This window comes from Streptomyces sp. NPDC028305 (genome assembly GCF_055569495.1).
In genome coordinates, this window is record NZ_JBVHTN010000005.1 from 278,724 (window position 1) to 296,202 (window position 17,479).

A 17,479-nucleotide genomic window follows, 5' to 3' on the forward strand; every position below is an offset into this window, starting at 1 on the left:
GCAGTGCAACCGGAGGCGGTGCGGTACGGCATCAACTAGCCCGCGATGAAGCGGGGTTATATGGTGAATGGTATTCACTACGGGGGGTTTGATGGTGGAACGGACCGGGCTCTTCAAGGACTTGGCACACGCCCTGGTCCAGGCCCTCGACGCATGGGCGGCCACCGTCGGCCAGGTGACCGACTCCGCGCGGCGCCCCACCCGCGCGGGCCTTGTCGCGGAACTCGAAAAAGAGCGCCTGGAGTTCGAGCGCGCTGGCCGGAGCCGGAAGAAAATCGATCTGCCTCTGCTGTCGTACTGGCTCAAGGGCCGCGATCAATTGCTGCCCGGCAGCAAGAAGAACCGGCTGCCCAGCCAGGAGGATTGCGAAGCCGTCACCCGGGCGCTTTCACAGAAGGCGCCGCACAGCGCTCGGGAATTGCCCACAATCGGCATGGAGATCGCGGATCTCGCGCGGCGGCTGAAAGAGGCGGCCGGTCCCGGTTGGAGGGACGAAGTCCTCGCCAGCCTCGCCCCGGCCACGGTCGCCCCCGCCACGCACGCCGATCCCGAAACGTATGCCGTTACGGCGGAGCCACGGCGGAAGTGGAAAGGGTGGCAATTCGCCGCGGTGACGGCGATCGCCCTCGGCTTGATCACCGGCACCATGGCACTGCGCAGCGGCGCCTCGGAGGACGATGGTTCGCCCGGCGGTGACGCCGCGCAGGCGGCGGAGCTGAAAGGCGGCGACCACCGCTGCGGCCGGACGCGCGCGGTGGGCGCCGTGTCATGGCGGCCCTGCACCCGCCTCGACAAGGACTCCCTGTCTTTCGTCGTCCAGCTCACCAACTCCTCGCCCCGGGCGACGACGGTGAAGGTCAGGATCGGCTACGTCCAGGCCGGGGCCGCGCACGACTGCCCCGCGCCATGGGGCACCGCACAGGAAGTCACCGTCCCGGCCGGCGCCACCAGGACCAGCCCTCTCGACGGCTGCGCCGCCCCCGTCGTCCCCGCCCAGGCGTTCCAGGCCAAGGCCTTCGTGGCCGGGAAAGGCGCCTCCGCGTGGGGCTTTCGGGAGTACTCGCCGACGGTGCACATTCAGGCCGACGGCCGTCGCCTCTGGGCGGGCCAGGTATGAGTAGAGTCGGTGACTGGTGCTGTGGCTGGCGCCCCTGCGGGCCGACCATGGCCGCCTCCCTACACGGTTCAGGAAGGAGCCGTGGATGAGCATGTGGCCGCGCCGTCCAAGCTGCTGCGCAGCACCTGTGCAAGTACTGCGGGATCCGCGTCGACTGGCTCGACTACTACGTCAAACGCAGTGGAGATCGGCGTTGCGGCCATGGGCGTAGAGCGATATCGGATCGCGTGACGTGGTCGCGAGCTGGCAAGCTGCCTTCATGGATCACGCGGAGATACTGCTCATCGGAGGGCGTGCCGGTGTCGGCAAGACGACGGTGGCCTGGGAGGTTTCGGCACGGCTGCGAGCCGTGGCGGTCTCTCACGCAGTCATCGAGGGTGACTTCATGGGGCAGGTGCATCCGGCCCCAGACGGGGATCCGCACCGCTCGGAGATCACCGAGAGCAATCTGACTGCCGTATGGGGGAACTTTGCCCAGCGCGGTTACCGCCGCCTGATCTATACGAACACGCTGAGTGTGCTGCCCGAGACGACGGGCATGTTTGAGCGTGCCATGGGGGCAGGCGTGCGGATCGTGCGAGTTCTCCTCACCGCATCCGACACCACCGTCGGCGAGCGGTTGGCGGGCCGGGAACTCGGCTCGGAACTGGAGCAGGAGCTGAAGGCGAGCGCCCGCAAGGCACGGCTCTTGGATGAGCGGGTAGCTGCCGACACTGTGCGGGTGGTGACGGACGGGCGGCCCGTCGTGGACATCGCCCGTGAGGTGGTGGCCGCTACCGGCTGGGGCGGTTAGCACTCCGCCGGCACATCGTGGTCTTCATGTGCGGGCCTCGGCTTGTCGCCGGTAATGGCTGGTGCGTGATCGCTCCTGATGACGGCGGCGCCAGTCGGCGAGCGCTACCCGCGTCCGATCTGCCCTCCGCAAGGGTCAGGTGGCGGCGAACTCCCCGCGCTTGACCGCGGAGACGAACGATGACCAGCCGTCCCGCGAGAAGACCAACGCCGGGCCCTGGGGGTTCTTGCTGTCGCGGACAGGGACCGCGCGGGGGAGTAGGCTGGCGGCGATCCGGTGAGCACGCACCCCCGTCTGCTGCCGTGGTCCGGTCCGAGTGGCCAGCCCTGCCATCTCGTGTCGGACGAGGGCGGCAACGGCTATCTGTCCCGCATGGCTGACGAGATCGAAGCAGTACAGCTCGGCATGGGGAACCAACTGCTCGGCCACGCGGGTGAACTGCTGGCTGACCGGAAGGCGGGTGCCGGGGAACTCCGTGATCTGGCACACCGGTTGTGTGAAGCGCTGCGCGATGCCTTGAGGGTCGCCGACAGCCGGGGCAGACGCCTTCCCGCGCCCGCCGACATGGACGAGTCGGACGATTGAGAACGCGAGCGCCGGACGGGCGAGTGGCCCGTCCGGCGCTCGGAACACAACGCGCTACGCGGGGACGCTTGCCAGGCCCGGGGCCAGGAAGCGCTGGCCGACCACCCGCTCCGAGATGCCCTCGCGGTCCAGGTACGGGGTGATGCCGCCCAGGTGGAAGGGCCAGCCCGCGCCGGTGATCAGGCACAGGTCGATGTCCTGCGCCTCGGCGACGACGCCCTCGTCCAGCATGAGGCCGATCTCCTGCGCCACCGTCTCCAGCACCCGCGCCCGCACCTGCTCCTCGGTGAGGACCGAGTCGCCCTGCTCGAGCAGCGCGGCGACCTCCGGGTCCAGCTCCGGCTTTCCGGAGTCGTGGACGTAGAAGCCGCGCTTGCCGGCCTCGACCACGCGCCGCAGGTTCTCCGAGACCGTGAAGCGGTCCGGGAACGCCTGGTGCAGGGTCTCCGAGACATGCAGACCGATGGCCGGGCCGACCAGCTCCAGCAGCACCAGGGGCGACATCGGCAGGCCCAGCGGCTCGACGGCGCGCTCGGCGACGTCCACCGGGGTGCCCTCGTCGATGACGTTCTGGATCTCGCCCATGAAGCGGGTCAGGATCCGGTTGACGACGAACGCCGGGGCGTCCTTGACCAGGACGGCCGTCTTCTTGAGCTTCTTGGCCACGCCGAAGGCGGTGGCCAGCGAGGCGTCGTCGGTCTTCTCGCCGCGGACGATCTCCAGCAGCGGCAGGATCGCGACGGGGTTGAAGAAGTGGAAGCCGACGACCCGCTCCGGGTGCTGGAGCTTGGACGCCATCTCGCTCACCGACAGCGAGGAGGTGTTGGTGGCCAGGATGGCGTGCTCCGGCACGACCGCCTCGACCTCGGCGAACACCTGCTGCTTGACGCCCATCTCCTCGAAGACGGCCTCGATGACGAAGTCGGCGTCCGAGAAGGCCTCGGCCTTGTCGAGCGAGCCGGTCACCGCGGCCTTGAGGCGGTTGGCCTTGTCCTGGTTGACGCGGCCCTTGAGCAGCAGCTTGTCGATCTCGTCATGGACGTAGCCCACGCCCTTGTCGACGCGCTCCTGGTCGATGTCGGTCAGCACGACCGGCACCTCCAGGCGGCGCGCGAACAGCAGCGCCAGCTGCGAGGCCATCAGGCCCGCGCCGACCACGCCGACCTTGGTGACCGGGCGGGCCAGGGACTTGTCCGGGGCGCCGGCCGGGCGCTTGGCGCGCTTCTGGACCAGGTTGAAGGCGTAGATGCCGCTGCGCAGCTCGCCGCCCATGATGAGGTCGGCGAGGGCACCGTCCTCGGCGTCGAAGCCCTGGCCGAGATCGCCGTTCTTGGCGGCGGCGATGATGTCCAGCGCCCGGTACGCGGCCGGGGCCGCCCCGTGTACCTTGCTGTCGGCGATGGCCCGGCCGCGGGCGACGGCCGCGTCCCAGCCCTCGCCGCGGTCCACCTCGGGACGTACGACCTTGGTCTGGCCGCTCAGCACGGACGCGGTCCACAGCAGCGACTGCTCCAGGAAGTCCGCGCCCTCGAAGATCGCGTCGGCGATCCCGAGCTCGTAGACCTGCTTGCCCTTGAGCTGCCGGTTCTGGTTGAGCGAGTTCTCGATGATCACCGTGACCGCGCGGTCCGCGCCGATCAGGTTGGGCAGCAGGGTGCAGCCGCCCCAGCCGGGGACCAGGCCCAGGAAGACCTCGGGGAGGGAGAAGGCGGGCAGCGCGGCCGAGACCGTGCGGTACGTGCAGTGCAGGCCGACCTCGACGCCGCCGCCCATCGCCGCGCCGTTGTAGTACGCGAAGGTGGGCACGGCGAGGCCCGCCAGCCGCTTGAAGACGTCGTGGCCGCCCTTGCCGATGGCCAGCGCGTCCGCATGCTGCTTCAGCAGCTCCACGCCCTTGAGGTCGGCGCCGACGGCGAAGATGAACGGCTTGCCGGTCACGCCGACGCCGACGATCGCGCCCTCGGCGGCCTCCTTCTCGACCTGGTCGAGCGCGGCGTTCAGATTCGCCAGCGAGGCGGGGCCGAAGGTGGTGGGCTTGGTGTGGTCCAGGCCGTTGTCGAGTGTGATGAGGGCGAAGCGGCCAGCGCCACCGGGCAGGTCCAGATGGCGGACGTGCGCCTGCGTCACGACCTCGTCCGGGAACAGCTCGGCCGCGCCCTTGAGAAGCTCTTCGGTAGTGGTCACGCCGCTCACTTGTTCCCCTCGAAGTGCGGGTTCTCCCAGATCACGGTGCCGCCCATGCCGAAGCCGATGCACATGGTGGTGATGCCGTAGCGGACCTCGGGCTGCTCCTCGAACTGCCGGGCCAGCTGCGTCATCAGCCGCACCCCGGAGGAGGCGAGCGGGTGCCCGAAGGCGATCGCGCCGCCGTACTGGTTGACGCGCGGATCGTCGTCGTCGATGCCGTAGTGGTCCAGGAAGGACAGCACCTGCACGGCGAAGGCCTCGTTGATCTCGAAGAGGCCGATGTCCTCGATCGTCAGCCCCGCCTTGGCGAGGGCCTTCTTGGTCGCCGGGACCGGGCCGTAGCCCATCACCTCCGGCTCGACGCCCGCGAAGGCGTAGCCGACCAGCCGCATCTTCACCGGCAGGCCCAGTTCCCGGGCCACGTCCTCGGCGGCGACCAGCGAGGCGGTCGCGCCGTCGTTGAGCCCCGCGGAGTTGCCCGCGGTGACCCGGCCATGCGGGCGGAACGGGGTCTTCAGGGCGGCCAGGCCCTCCAGCGTGGTGCCGGGGCGCATCGGCTCGTCGGCGGTCGCCAGGCCCCAGCCCAGCTCACCGCCGTCCGGGCTGGTGCGCCGTACCGAGATCGGCACCAGGTCCTGCTGGATCTTGCCGTTGGCGTAGGCCTTGGCGGCCTTCTCCTGGCTGCGCACCGCGAACTCGTCGGCGCGCTGCTTGGAGATGTGCGGCAGCCGGTCGTGGAGGTTCTCCGCGGTCATGCCCATGAACAGGGCCGACTCGTCGACGAGCTTCTCCGAGACGAACCGCGGGTTCGGGTCGACGCCCTCGCCCATCGGGTGGCGGCCCATGTGCTCCACCCCGGCCGCGACGACCACGTCGTACGCGCCGAAGGCGATGGAGCCCGCGGTCGTCGTCACGGCGGTCATCGCGCCGGCGCACATCCGGTCGATGGCGTAGCCGGGCACGGACTGGGGCAGCCCGGCCAGGATGCCCGCGGTGCGGCCGATGGTCAGGCCCTGGTCGCCGATCTGCGTGGTCGCGGCGACGGCCACCTCGTCGATGCGCTCCGGCGGCAGGTCCGGGTTGCGGCGCAGCAGCTCCCGGATGCACTTGACGACCAGGTCGTCGGCGCGGGTCTCGTGGTAGATGCCCTTGGGACCCGCCTTGCCGAACGGGGTCCGGACGCCGTCGACGAAGACGACGTCCCTAGCGGTACGAGGCACGTTGGCTCTCCTCCAGGTGCGCGGGATGGCACTGCTGCGGGCACGCCCGGCAAGGGGCGTGCCTCCACACCCTCATGCTACTTATGAGTAACCACGGTGCCCAGTCCCCGCTCCGGGAGGGGTGAAGGTCACACCCGGGAATTCGCCTTCCCGTCCGAACCGAGCCTTAAAGGGGGGCGCGTCATGTCACGCCGCCGTGCCCAGAGCCGTCAGCAGGATCGGGGTGGTCTGCTCGATCTGCCAGGGCCGGGCGCCGTAGCCGTGCAGGACGGCCTTGACGGACTCGGCGGTCAGCTCGGCCGGGGGCTCCCAGCACAGCCGCCGGACCGTGTCCGGGGCGATCAGGTTCTCCTGAGGCAGGTTCAGCTGCTCGGCCAGCGCGGTCACCGCCGTACGAGCCGCTGAAAGGCGGGCCGCCGCGGCCGGGTCCTTGTCGGCCCAGGCGCGCGGGGGCGGCGGGCCGGCCACCGGCTGGCCCGGCTGGGGGAGCTCGGACTCCGGCAGGGCCCGCGCCCGGTCCACCGCGGCCTGCCACTGCTCCAGCTGACGGCGGCCCATGCGGTGGCCGAAGCCGCTCAGCGCGCCCAGGGCGCGCACGGTCGTCGGCAGGGTCAGCGCGGCCTCGATGATGGCCGCGTCGCCCAGCACCTTGCCCGGTGAGACGTCACGGCGCTGCGCGATCTTGTCCCGGGCGGTCCACAGCTCGCGCACCACGGCCATCTGCCGGCGCCGCCGGACCTTGTGCATCCCCGACGTACGCCGCCAGGGGTCCTTGCGGGGCGGGGCGGGCGGGGCCGCGGCGATGGCGGCGAACTCCTGGTGCGCCCAGTCCAGCTTGCCCTGCCGCGCCAGCTCCTCCTCCAGCGCGTCGCGCAGGTCGACCAGCAGCTCGACGTCGAGCGCGGCGTAGTGCAGCCACGGATCGGGCAGCGGGCGGGTGGACCAGTCGACGGCGGAGTGGCCCTTCTCCAGGGCGTATCCGAGGATGTTCTCGACCATGGCGCCCAGGCCCACCCGGGCGAACCCGGCCAGCCGGCCCGCCAGTTCGGTGTCGAAGAGGCGGCCGGGCAGCATGCCTATGTCCCGCAGGCATGGCAGGTCCTGGGTGGCGGCGTGCAGCACCCATTCGGCGTCGGCGATCGCGTCGCCCAGGCCGGACAGGTCGGGGCAGCCGACGGGGTCGATCAGGGCGGTCCCCGCGCCGGAGCGGCGCAGCTGGACCAGATAGGCCCGCTGCCCGTAGCGGTACCCGGACGCGCGCTCGGCGTCCACGGCGACCGGGCCGCGGCCCGCCGCGAACGCGGCGACGACCTCGGCGAGCGCGTCCGGGTCGGCGGTGACGGGCGGGATGCCCTCACGCGGCTCCAGCAAGGGGACCGGCGCCGAGGGGAGGTCGTCCGGGGGAGCGCCCCCGGTGGTTCGCAGTGTCGTCTCTGCTGCGGTCTCTTGGGCGTCGGTCACCTGTCAAGGGTAGCTGTGCGTACCGGGTACGCATGGCGCCCGCCGACGGAACGTTCCGTCGGCGGGCGCCGGGCGTTGGGTGGACGGTGTGCGCCTGGGCGGGAGCCAGGGGTGGTGCGGGTGGTGTGCGGAAGGTCTGACGCGGCTCGTAGGGGGCTGGTGTGCGGCTTACGGGGGCCCCGTGCGGGGCCCTGCGGGGGGTTCGAGGGGACGGGTGGGGTGGCTCAGTGGATGATCCCGGTGCGCAGCGCGACCGCGACCATGCCGGCCCGGTCGCCGGTGCCCAGTTTGCGGGCGATGCGGGCGAGGTGGCTCTTGACGGTGAGCGCCGACAGGCCCATCGAGACGCCGATGGCCTTGTTGGACTGGCCCTCCGCAACCAGCCGCAGCACCTCGACCTCGCGTCCCGACAGCTCGCGGTAGCCGCCCGGGTGTCCGGGGGCGCCCGGCGGGCGGCGGTGCATCCGGGCGGCGGCGCCGAGGGGGGCGGCGCCGGGGCGGCCCGGGATGCCCAGGTTGGTGCGGGTGCCGGTGACGACGTAGCCCTTGACGCCACCGGCCAGGGCGTTGCGGACGGCACCGATGTCGTCGGCCGCGGAGAGGGCCAGGCCGTTCGGCCAGCCCGCGGCGCGGGTCTCGGACAGCAGCGTGAGGCCGGAGCCGTCGGGGAGGTGGACGTCGGCGACGCAGATGTCGCGCGGGTTGGCGATCCGGGGACGGGCCTCCGCGACGGACGACGCCTCGATGACGTCGCGCACCCCGAGGGCCCACAGGTGACGGGTGACGGTGGAACGTACGCGGGGGTCGGCGACGACGACCATGGCCGTCGGCTTGTTCGGGCGGTAGGCGACCAGGCTGGAAGGTTGCTCGAGGAGAACAGACACCAGGCCTCCTGGGGGAAGTGGTGGGACGGGTCACCACGTCCTTCGGCACCGATACGGCCCGGCTTTAGGGAATGATCACGATTTGGTGAGTAACAATTCGGGCAATTAGGACGACTGATCGATCAAGCCTGATCAGCGAGTGCTAGGTCCCGCCTCCCCGATCCCTGCGACGGTGACGCCCCCAGCTACCGCGGGGAGGTGCCCCCGCCAGCGGTAGCTGGGGGCGCGTGCGATCGCAAGGCGGAGGGTCGCCCTCCGGGGGTGCCCCCAGCCTTCGGTCGGGAGGTACCCCCGCCCGGCCGAAGGCTGGGGCGGGCCTACTCGGGCGGGCCCGACAACGCAGCGCGGGGGCGCGTGCCAGGCGTCGCGGGCCCGCGGGGATCGGGGAGGCGGGGCCTAACGCGGCTGAGGGCCGCGCCGCTGCGGGAGCGATACGACGCCCGCCTCGGCGGCCCCGGCCGGCGGCAGGCCCGCGATCTGGCACAGCAGATCGCACCAGGCCGCCAGGTGCGCCGCGGTGTCGGGTGCCCCGGCCGCCCCGTCGCCCGGGGCGCCGCCCCGGTCAGGACGGCGGTGCTCCGTCCGCCCCGGCTCCGCCGCCGGCCGCTCGGCCGGGGTCCAGGAGGCGCGGATCTCGATCCGGGTCGAGGGCTCGCGCTCCCCTATCCCGCCGAAGTAGTGCGAGCTCGCCCGGGTCACCGTGCCGCTGGGCTGCCGGTACGAGACCCCGCGCGCCTCCAGCGCGCCGGTCAGCCACGACCAGCACACCTCGGGCAGCAGCGGATCCGCCGCCATCTCCGGCTCCAGGTCCGCGTGGACCAGGGTGACCAGGCGGAACGTACCGTGCCAGGAGTCGTGCCCGGCCGGGTCGTGCAGCAGGATCAGCCTCCCCTCGGCCAGCTCCTCGTCGTCATCGTCGACGGCGTTCGCCGGGCTCGCCGTGACCGCCGCCTCGAGCGCGTACGAGAACGGGGCCAGCCGCCGCGGCGGCGGCGTCGGGGAGAGCTCCACCTCGGGCCGCGGCCGCACGGCGCACAGCCCGGCCACGGCATGCCGGAAGGCGGCCGGGGCCCCTTCCCCGCCCGCCGCGTCCGCCCCGTCGGCGCTCTCGGCGCCGTCAGCACCGTTCGAGAGGTGTCCTTGAACCGCTGCCATGCTCGGAAGACTAGGCGCATCGGGGGCCTCAACCGGGGAAGAACACCCGGGTTGGCGGGTCACTCGTTCGGCCCGTGCGAAGATTTGGGTCATGAGCGCCAACGAGGGGCCCTCGGGCCAGCAGCAGACGGGCCGCACCGCGGCGAGCGCCACAGCCGACTCGGCCTTCCTGCGCGCCTGCCGACGTGAGCCGGTTTCGCACACTCCGGTGTGGTTCATGCGGCAGGCCGGCCGCTCGCTGCCGGAGTACCACAAGGTCCGCGAGGGCATCGCGATGCTCGATTCCTGTACGCGGCCGGACCTGATCACCGAGATCACGCTGCAGCCGGTTCGCCGCCACCATGTGGACGCGGCCGTTTATTTCAGCGACATCGTGGTCCCGCTGAAGGCCATCGGGATCGACCTCGACATCAAGCCCGGCGTCGGCCCGGTCATCGCGGACCCCATCCGTACCCGTGCGGACCTGGACCGGCTGCGCCCGCTGGACCCGGACGATGTGAAGTACGTCACCGAGGCGGTCGGGATGCTCACCGGGGAGCTCGGCGCCACCCCGCTGATCGGCTTCGCCGGCGCGCCCTTCACGCTCGCCAGCTATCTCATCGAGGGCGGCCCCTCGCGCAACCACGAGCGCACCAAGGCGCTCATGTACGGCGACCCCGAGCTGTGGGCCGAACTGCTCGACCGGCTCGCCGACATCGCCGCCGTCTTCCTGAAGGTGCAGATCGAGGCGGGCGCCTCCGCCGTCCAGCTCTTCGACTCCTGGGTCGGCGCCCTGTCCCCCGCGGACTACCGGGCCCGCGTGATGCCCGCCTCCACGAAGGTCTTCGACGCCGTGGCCGGATACGGGGTGCCGCGCATCCACTACGGCGTCGGCACCGGCGAGCTGCTGGGGCTGCTCGGCGAGGCGGGCGCGGACGTCGTCGGCGTGGACTGGCGGGTGCCGCTGGACGAGGCGGCCCGGCGGGTCGGCCCCGGCAAGGCGCTTCAGGGCAACCTCGACCCGGCCGTGCTCTTCGCCCCGCGCCAGGCCGTCGAGGCCAAGACCGACGAGGTGCTGGAAGCGGCCCGGGGCCTGGAGGGCCATGTCTTCAACCTCGGCCACGGCGTGCTGCCCAGCACCGACCCCGACGCCCTGACCCGCCTGGTGGAGTACGTCCACACCCGCACCGCCCGCTGAGCCTGCGCCCTCAGTAGCCGGAACCCGCACGGGGTCCCTCATCGTCTGGGAGACCATGAGGGACTTCCCTGCCATCACCGCCGACCGCGTCCGGGAACTGGCCGACCAGTGGGACGCCGTCCGCGAAGGCCGCTCCAAAGACGAGGCCGACCGGCTCGTCCGCGGCTGTGCCGAGCGGCTGACCGCCGAGCCCACCGGTGAACACGCCTACCTGTGGACGCTCGGCCTGCTGATGACGGCCGAACACACCGGCTGGCTCACCGGGGACGGCGTCGAGGGCGCCGCCCTGGTGGCCCTCGACGCCGCCGACACCGCCCTGCGCGAGCGCCCCTGCGGCCACCGGTGGCACCCGTACGAGGACGACCTGGGCGAGCGCCAGGACGGTCTGGCGCACCTGCTGCCGCTGCTGCGCAACGGCCGGAGCGAGGCCGAGGACGAGCAGTGGCGCGACACGGCCACCAAGGAACAGTGGCTGTGCCCGCGCAACATCGCCGGATACGCGCGGGTGGCCATCGATGTCATCGACCCCGGCGCGGTGGCCGACATCCCGCCAAGGCTGCCCCTCATCGACGCGCGCAAGGCCCAGCACCTGCGGTCCATCCTGTGGGACTACCCCAACGTGGACCCCGCGTACGAGCTCTCCGACCACGCCGCCGCCCTGCGCGACCACCCCGAGGGCGACGGCCGCGCCGGGCTCGTCGTCATCCTGCACGCCGCCTGCGGGTACGCGGTGAGCGGCCGGATCCGCGGCAAGTGGGTGCTGGACGAGATGATCCAGGCCCTGGAGGCCGTCCTGCCCGCGCTCGGCGACGAGCCCTGCGCACACCGGGACGGCGAGCACCCCCGGACCGGCGACGACCCGGCCGCCCTGGCCACCGTCGGCGTCCATCTGCTCAGCACCGGCGGGCGGGGCGTCTACCAGTGGCGGGGCGGGATCGAGGGGTGGCACACCCCCCTGGAGGGCTGGCTGTGCCCGGCCTTCCTCGCCGGGCTCGCCCGCGAGGCGCTGGACCGGCTGCTGGCCGGGCGCGGCAAGCTCTTCGGCACCCGCGACACCGCCCACCTCGACGCGGAGTACCTGCTCCCCGACGGGCGGCTCGATATCGACACCCTCACCACCACCTACCGCCAGTCCTGGGTCACCGAACACGACGAGCTGGTGCAGAACGCCGCGCTGTGGGCCGCCCGCCGCTGGGCGGCGGGCGACGGCGACGGCGACGAGCGCGAGCGGGCCGTTCTGCTGCTGCTCGCCTGCTGGGCGGTGGACGGGATGGTCATCGACATACCGAGATCCGTGCTCGGCGTCCTTCAGGAGATCTTCGAGCGCGTCGATCTCGCCCCCCTGGACGAGCCGTGCCCGCACCCGGGCGGGCACCCCTGGGAGGGCCTGGAGCGCCTGGCGAGCCGCGGGTACGGGGTGGTGGGGTACCGGGACACGCTGATCGGCGCCCATCTGAACCACCTCTGCGCGCCCGGGGACTTCGAGGCCCCCGACGAGCCGTTCGCCCCCGGCGCCTGGAGCTGCCCCCGCCATGTGGCCGGGCGGGTCCGGGACGTGCTGGAGGTGCTGTACGAGGTGAACGAGAGCGACGAGGACGACGCGGAGGACGCGGAGGACGCGGAGGGCGACGCCGACGGCTGGTGAGGGGCGCGCGCTACGGTCGCCGGACCTCCTCGCGGATCAGGTAGTACAGCACGGCGCTGGCGAGCATCAGCGCGCCGTCGATGTAGACGGCCTGCGTCCAGCTCTTGTAGTGGTCGAAGAGGGTGCCGCTGAGCGCCGGGCTGATCACCGCGCCGATCTCGCCGACGAGGTTGAACATCCCGAAGGCCGCCCCGCGTTCGGCCGGGTCGACCACGTCGTTCAGCAGCGCGTGCGCCATCGGCTGGAGGGCGTTGAAGAACAGGCTGGTGACGAACAGGAGCACCGACATCACCAGCAGCGAGGGCGTCTCGTCGGCCTGGAGATAGGCGCCGAAGACCAGCACCAGCACCCCCTGGACCACGGTGAACGCGACCAGCAGCGGCCGTCGCCCCCAGCCCCGGTCCTTCGCCCGGTCCGAGAGCCAGCCGCCGGCGGGGAAGCCGAGGATGCCCGCGCCCGCGTTGAAGGTGGCGACCAGCGCGGCGTTCTGGAAGGAGCTGTGGGCGGCGTCGGCGACGATCGAGACCGACCAGAAGCTGAAGAACCACAGGTTCCACATGACCGCGATGAAGGCGAAGCTCAGCAGCAGCGCGTTGCGGTTGCGGGAGACCGCGCCCAGCCGTGAGCCCCGCCGGGCGAAGATCGCCCCGATGAGGACGAACGCCAGGACACACTCCAGGACGGCCACGCCCCAGGTCGGCAGCCCCGCCCCGTCGGCGATCAGATACACGGCCATCACGGCGGCGCACAGCACGGCCGAGATGCCCAGGAGCCGCAGCGCCGAGCCGCCCGCCCGCAGCGGGCCGCCGATGCGCCGCAGATAGGCCGCCGAGACGACGCCGAACACCAGCGTCGCGCCGCCCAGGACCAGGAACGGCATCCGCCAGGCGTCCTCGTGGCCGAACACGTCCGCGCCCCAGTCGATCAGATACGGGGCGCTGATGGTCGCGATCGTCAGCCCGATGGACAGCCCCGTGATCGCCACGCCCATGCCGAGACCGGCCTTGGCCGGCGGGGTCCGCTGGGCGATCAGCGTGCGGTCGTTGGAGTAGAAGACGCCCTCGCCAAGACCGGTCAGCACGCGCAGCACCACAAACGCGATCAGGCCGGTGACCATCCCGCTGGCGAGGGTCGCCACGCCCGCCCACAGCAGCGAGACGGCGAGCATCGCACGGTGCCCGAAGCGGTCCCCGAGATAGCCGCCGGGGAACTGCGTCAGCATGTAGCCCGCGAAGAAGAGGCTGCCGATCAGCCCGCCGAGCGCGTGCGGATGGCTGGCGGAGCCCAGCATCCCGTGGTCGTTGTCGATGAGCCAGGTGACGACCGGGCCGGTGATGGTGCGGTCCGCGTACGAGAAGAGCCAGCCGCCGAGCAGCATGGCCCACAGGGTGTGGTACGGCTTCCAGCCTCCGGACGCGGCCTCCGGCTCCTGGGCGGTGGTCGGTTCGGTCGCTTCGGGCATGTCCTCATGTCCCCCTCTGGGCGCGGCGGTTCACGGACGGTCCGGCGTCGGTGGCGCGAGGTGCGAGGTGTGAAAAGCGATGCGATGCGAGGCGCGTGGTGCCCCACAGCCTGTGGGCTCAGTCACGCCGCGGCAAGGGGTGCGGCCGCACCCTTTCACCGGGCGGAAGCCTTCGCGACGGGGCCTTGGACAGGATCCGTGTCGCTGCCCCGGGGTCGAGTACGCCGGGGACCAGTGCGCCCAAGACCGTTCGGGGCGTGCCAGTGCGTGGGCTCACCCCGCTCACTGCCCAGGAGCGGTACGGGAGATCCCGTGCGTCGGCCGGGATCAGCGTTGTCGGCGCCCGCCCCTTGGCGCCCGGGACGACGACGGACAGTGAGGCCACCACCTCCCCGCGCGGCCCGCGTGCTGGGGCGGCCCCGCGCGGCGACAGGGTCGCCACCTCCCACAGCCGTAGCCCGATGTGGTAGGCGCCCGCCGCGTCCCGCTCCAGGGCGCCCCAGCCGGTGAGCGCGGCGACCAGGCGGTGCGCGGTGGCCAGCGGCAGCCCGGCGCGGCGGGCGAGCGCGGTCAGCGACAGCGAGCGGTGCGTCGCGTCGAAGGCGTCCAGCACGGCGAGCACCCGGCCCGCGACCGAGCGGCGGCCGTCGAGGGGGCGCCCCTCCAGGGCCCTGGGCGCGGTCATATGAGCGGGAGGCCGACGTAGTTCTCGGCGAGTTCGGCCGACGCGGTCGGCGAGTCGGCGATCCGCTCCAGCTGGGCGAGGCGCAGCCGCTCCTCGAACGGGGAGCGGTCCGGGTGCGGATGGAGGGTGTCGGTCATGAAGTACGAGAAGCGCTCGGCCTGCCACACCCGGCGCAGACAGGTCTCGGAGTAGCCGTCGAGCAGTTCGGTGGAGCCGGTCTCGTGGTGCAGGGTCAGGGCGCGGGCCAGGGTGATCACATCGGTGACGGCCAGGTTGAGCCCCTTGGCGCCGGTGGGCGGCACGATGTGCGCGGCGTCGCCCGCGAGGAACAGCCGGCCGTGGCGCATCGGCTCCTGGACGAAGCTGCGCATCGGGGTGACCGACTTCGCGGTGATCGGGCCGCGCTCCAGGGCCCAGTCGCCGTCGACGGCGAAGCGGGCGGACAGCTCGTCCCATATCCGCTCGTCGGACCAGCCGGCCGGGTCGGTGTCGGCCGCCACCTGGAGGTAGAGCCGGGAGACGAGCGGGGAGCGCATGCTGTGCAGGGCGAAGCCGCGCCGGTGGCGGGCGTAGATCAGCTCCTCGCAGGACGGCGCCACATCGGCCAGGACGCCGAGCCAGGAGTACGGGTAGACGCGCTCGTACACCGTGGTGAGGCGGGCCGGGACCGCGCGGCGGGCCACGCCGTGGAAGCCGTCGCAGCCCGCCACGAAGTCGCAGTGGAGCGTCTGTTCGCGGTCCTCGTGGCGGAAGCGGATCGCGGGCGCGGCGGAGTCGGGACCCTCGATGGCGAGCACCTCGGCCCCGAACAGCAGCGGCGGCCCGTCGGTGAGCTGGAGCGCGATCAGGTCCTTGACCACCTCCGTCTGGGCGTACACCATCACCGACCGCCCGCCGGTCAGGGCGCGGAAGTCGACGCGGTGGGCGCGGCCCTCGAAGCGCAGCTCGATGCCGTGGTGGAGCAGCCCCTCCCGGTCCATCCGGGCGCCCGCGCCGCACGCCCGCAGCGCGTCCACCGTGCCCTGCTCCAGGATCCCGGCCCGCTGACGCGCCTCGACATAACCGCGGTCGCGGCTCTCCAGCACCACGCAGTCGACTCCGGCGCGGTGCAGGAGGCGGGCGAGCAGCAGTCCGGCGGGGCCGCCGCCGACGATGCCGACGGTCGTGCGCATCCGATTGTCCCCTCTTGCCCGTTCGCCCAGCCTTGTTCGCCTGGCGGGCTGTTCGCCTGGTGAAGGATGGTTCATAATCTGGTGGTGATGAGTCTCAGGGCGGCCTCACCGCCTGTCAATGGTTCGGTCGGGCCTCTCGAGCGCGGCCTCGCCGTGCTGCGCGAGCTGGCCGCCCTGTCCGCGCTGTCCGCGCACGGCGCGGGAACCGCGGTCCGCCCCGGCGACCTGGTGCGCGCCACGGGGCTCGCCCGCTCCGTCGTCGACCGCGTGCTCGGCACGCTCGAACAGCTCGGATATGTACGGCTGGACGGGCGCGAGGTGAGCCTGGCGACCCGGCTGATGGAGCTGGGCAACGCCTACCTGAACGCGAGCGGCCTGCCGGACGCGCTCCTTCCGTTCGCCGGGCGGCTGGCGGACGCGCTCGACGAGTCGGTCTCGGTCGCCGTCCCGGACGGAGCCGGGGTGCGCTTCGTCGTCCAGGTCACCCGGCGCCGCACCATGTCCCTCGCCTTCCGCATCGGCGACCTCCTCCCCGCCGAACGCTGCGCCCCCGGGGCCCTCTTCGCCACCCAGTGGGACGAGGCGACCTGGGCCGCCTGGCGCGCCCGCCGCGCCGCCGACCCGCTGGACGCCTCCTTCCCCGCCGTCCCGCCCCGGCCGGAGCGGGATGGGGCCCCGGGCCCCGGGACCCCGGACCCCGGCGACTTCGCGCGGCGCGTGGAGGCCGCGGGCCGCGGCGGCTGGGCACCGGACGACCAGCTGATCGAGCCGGGGCTGGTGGCGGTGTCCGTGCCGCTGCGGGACCCGGCGGGCCGGATCGTCTGCGCGGTGAACGTGGTCAGCCACACCAGCCGCCACGACATCGCGTCCCTGGGCCGGACCGCGCTCGCCCCCCTGCGCGACCTGGTCCCCGCGATGGAGGCGGCGCTGGCCGCCCCAGCCGCGGGCGGGCCGGGCGCCGAGCCGCCCCCGGCCGGGGGCGGCGTTGTCGGCGAGGACCCGGCCCGGCTGGCCAAGCGGGAGATGGGGGCGGGCTTTCTCCAGTCGCTGGCCCGCGGGCTGGCCGTGCTGCGCGCGCTGGGCTCGGCGGCCCCGCCCGGTCCGGGGCCCGAGCCCGGTCCGGGGCTCCCGGCCCGTTCGGGGCTCCGCCAGGGCGTGACCCTCACCGCCGTCGCCGAGGCCACCGGCCTGGCGCGCGCCACCGCCCGCCGCTCGCTCCTCACCCTCCTGGAGCTCGGCTACGCCGAGACCGACGGGGAGCGCCTCTTCCGCCCCACCCCCCGCGTCCTGGAGCTCGGCCACGCCCCGCTCGCCGGGCTCGGCTTCACCGACATCGCGCGCCCCCATATGCGCGAACTGGTCGGCGCCGTCCACGAGTCGGCGTCCCTGGCCGTCCTCGACGGCGACGACATCCGGTACGTCGAGCGCGTGCCGACCGTCCGCATCATGAGCGTCAACATCACCATCGGCACCCGCTTCCCCGCCTACGCCACCTCCCTGGGCCGGGTGCTGCTGGCGGGCCTGGACCCGGACGCGCGCGCCGCGTATTTCGCCGCCCTCGACCCGCGCCCGCTGACCCGGCACACCCTCACCTCCGCACCCGGGCTCGCACGTGTCCTGGAGGGCGTGGCGGAGAGCGGATACGCCCTGGTCGACGAGGAGTTGGAGGAGGGGCTGCGCTCCCTCGCCGTGCCCGTACGGGACGCGGAGGGGCGGGTGGCGGCCGCGCTCAACCTCGCGGTGCACGCGGGCCGGGGCACCCCGGAGGACACCGTGCGCACCCTCCTGCCGCCGCTGCGCGCCGCCGCGGCCCGCGTCGAGGCCGACCTGCGCACGGCCTCCGCCCACCGACCCCATGGCCTGGGCGCCAGGCGGCCGACGGGCGTCTGAGAGAGTGGCAACATGAGCGTGTCTTGGGGCGCTGCGCGGGCTGGAC

General features: G+C 72.8%; 12 protein-coding genes and 2 pseudogenes. 5 read left to right on the top strand and 9 right to left on the bottom strand.

What is annotated here, in order from left to right:
- Positions 1–91: 91 nt before the first annotated feature.
- Together ACZ4WQ_RS22175 and ACZ4WQ_RS22180 are read left to right on the top strand one after the other, a co-directional pair.
- Positions 92–1,117 (top strand): hypothetical protein, encoded by a 1,026-nt coding sequence (locus ACZ4WQ_RS22175; RefSeq protein WP_468022345.1) that lies wholly within the window; start codon positions 92–94, stop codon positions 1,115–1,117.
- 259 nt (positions 1,118–1,376) lie between these two features.
- Entirely contained in the window at positions 1,377–1,910 is a 534-nt protein-coding gene (locus ACZ4WQ_RS22180; protein ID WP_398373746.1) for an AAA family ATPase, read from the top strand.
- A gap of 135 nt (positions 1,911–2,045) precedes the next feature.
- Here ACZ4WQ_RS22180 and ACZ4WQ_RS22185 read toward each other — a convergent pair.
- The 6 genes and pseudogenes from ACZ4WQ_RS22185 to ACZ4WQ_RS22210 form a co-directional block, all read right to left on the bottom strand.
- Positions 2,046–2,159: pseudogene (locus ACZ4WQ_RS22185) on the bottom strand (DUF397 domain-containing protein); the annotation flags it as partial.
- A 390-nt stretch (positions 2,160–2,549) separates the two neighbouring features.
- Positions 2,550–4,679 carry a 3-hydroxyacyl-CoA dehydrogenase NAD-binding domain-containing protein gene (locus ACZ4WQ_RS22190; protein WP_361187124.1) on the bottom strand — a complete coding sequence of 710 codons (2,130 nt, stop codon included), beginning with the start codon at positions 4,677–4,679 and terminating at the stop codon, positions 2,550–2,552.
- A gap of 5 nt (positions 4,680–4,684) precedes the next feature.
- The gene (locus ACZ4WQ_RS22195) at positions 4,685–5,902 is read right to left on the bottom strand and encodes a thiolase family protein (protein ID WP_311723622.1); all 1,218 of its coding nucleotides are present in this window, start codon (positions 5,900–5,902) and stop codon (positions 4,685–4,687) included.
- A 186-nt stretch (positions 5,903–6,088) separates the two neighbouring features.
- Complete coding sequence (locus ACZ4WQ_RS22200) at positions 6,089–7,363, bottom strand: ribonuclease D (protein WP_311723621.1); 1,275 nt, start codon at positions 7,361–7,363, stop codon at positions 6,089–6,091.
- A 224-nt stretch (positions 7,364–7,587) separates the two neighbouring features.
- The gene (locus ACZ4WQ_RS22205) at positions 7,588–8,247 is read right to left on the bottom strand and encodes a response regulator transcription factor (RefSeq protein ID WP_311723620.1); all 660 of its coding nucleotides are present in this window, start codon (positions 8,245–8,247) and stop codon (positions 7,588–7,590) included.
- A 396-nt stretch (positions 8,248–8,643) separates the two neighbouring features.
- Positions 8,644–9,402, bottom strand: coding sequence for a DUF3000 domain-containing protein (locus ACZ4WQ_RS22210; RefSeq protein WP_358846165.1), 759 nt, complete (start codon positions 9,400–9,402; stop codon positions 8,644–8,646).
- 91 nt (positions 9,403–9,493) lie between these two features.
- On the opposite strand from ACZ4WQ_RS22210, the gene hemE reads away from it, so the two are divergent.
- Together hemE and ACZ4WQ_RS22220 are read left to right on the top strand one after the other, a co-directional pair.
- Positions 9,494–10,579: a uroporphyrinogen decarboxylase gene (gene hemE, locus ACZ4WQ_RS22215; RefSeq protein ID WP_311723618.1), complete on the top strand. Its 1,086-nt coding sequence runs from the start codon at positions 9,494–9,496 to the stop codon at positions 10,577–10,579.
- 55 nt (positions 10,580–10,634) lie between these two features.
- The gene (locus ACZ4WQ_RS22220) at positions 10,635–12,224 is read left to right on the top strand and encodes a hypothetical protein (RefSeq protein ID WP_398373747.1); all 1,590 of its coding nucleotides are present in this window, start codon (positions 10,635–10,637) and stop codon (positions 12,222–12,224) included.
- 10 nt (positions 12,225–12,234) lie between these two features.
- Here ACZ4WQ_RS22220 and ACZ4WQ_RS22225 read toward each other — a convergent pair whose 3' ends face one another.
- From ACZ4WQ_RS22225 to ACZ4WQ_RS22235, 3 genes and pseudogenes are all read right to left on the bottom strand, one after another.
- A complete protein-coding gene (locus ACZ4WQ_RS22225; protein WP_311723616.1) occupies positions 12,235–13,686 on the bottom strand; it encodes an MFS transporter in 1,452 nt (483 codons plus the stop codon).
- 418 nt (positions 13,687–14,104) lie between these two features.
- Positions 14,105–14,371 (bottom strand): annotated as a pseudogene (locus ACZ4WQ_RS22230) (helix-turn-helix domain-containing protein); the annotation flags it as partial.
- Positions 14,368–15,543: a 4-hydroxybenzoate 3-monooxygenase gene (locus ACZ4WQ_RS22235; protein WP_398373748.1), complete on the bottom strand. Its 1,176-nt coding sequence runs from the start codon at positions 15,541–15,543 to the stop codon at positions 14,368–14,370. The gene ACZ4WQ_RS22235 and the pseudogene ACZ4WQ_RS22230, both read right to left, overlap by 4 nt.
- A gap of 87 nt (positions 15,544–15,630) precedes the next feature.
- On the opposite strand from ACZ4WQ_RS22235, the gene ACZ4WQ_RS22240 reads away from it, so the two are divergent.
- On the top strand, positions 15,631–17,433 hold the full coding sequence (locus tag ACZ4WQ_RS22240; RefSeq protein ID WP_398373749.1) for an IclR family transcriptional regulator domain-containing protein: 1,803 nt from the start codon (positions 15,631–15,633) through the stop codon (positions 17,431–17,433).
- The last annotated feature ends 46 nt before the right edge of the window (positions 17,434–17,479 follow it).

Excerpts from the sequence above, each read along its gene's own strand:
- ACZ4WQ_RS22175 (WP_468022345.1), top strand. The coding sequence starts at position 92 with ATGGTGGAACGGACCGGGCTCTTCAAGGACTTGGCACACGCCCTGGTC.
- ACZ4WQ_RS22180 (WP_398373746.1), top strand. The coding sequence starts at position 1,377 with ATGGATCACGCGGAGATACTGCTCATCGGAGGGCGTGCCGGTGTCGGC.
- ACZ4WQ_RS22210 (WP_358846165.1), bottom strand. The coding sequence starts at position 9,402 with ATGGCAGCGGTTCAAGGACACCTCTCGAACGGTGCTGACGGCGCCGAG.
- hemE (WP_311723618.1), top strand. The coding sequence starts at position 9,494 with ATGAGCGCCAACGAGGGGCCCTCGGGCCAGCAGCAGACGGGCCGCACC.
- ACZ4WQ_RS22220 (WP_398373747.1), top strand. The coding sequence starts at position 10,635 with ATGAGGGACTTCCCTGCCATCACCGCCGACCGCGTCCGGGAACTGGCC.
- ACZ4WQ_RS22225 (WP_311723616.1), bottom strand. The coding sequence starts at position 13,686 with ATGCCCGAAGCGACCGAACCGACCACCGCCCAGGAGCCGGAGGCCGCG.
- ACZ4WQ_RS22235 (WP_398373748.1), bottom strand. The coding sequence starts at position 15,543 with ATGCGCACGACCGTCGGCATCGTCGGCGGCGGCCCCGCCGGACTGCTG.
- ACZ4WQ_RS22240 (WP_398373749.1), top strand. The coding sequence starts at position 15,631 with ATGAGTCTCAGGGCGGCCTCACCGCCTGTCAATGGTTCGGTCGGGCCT.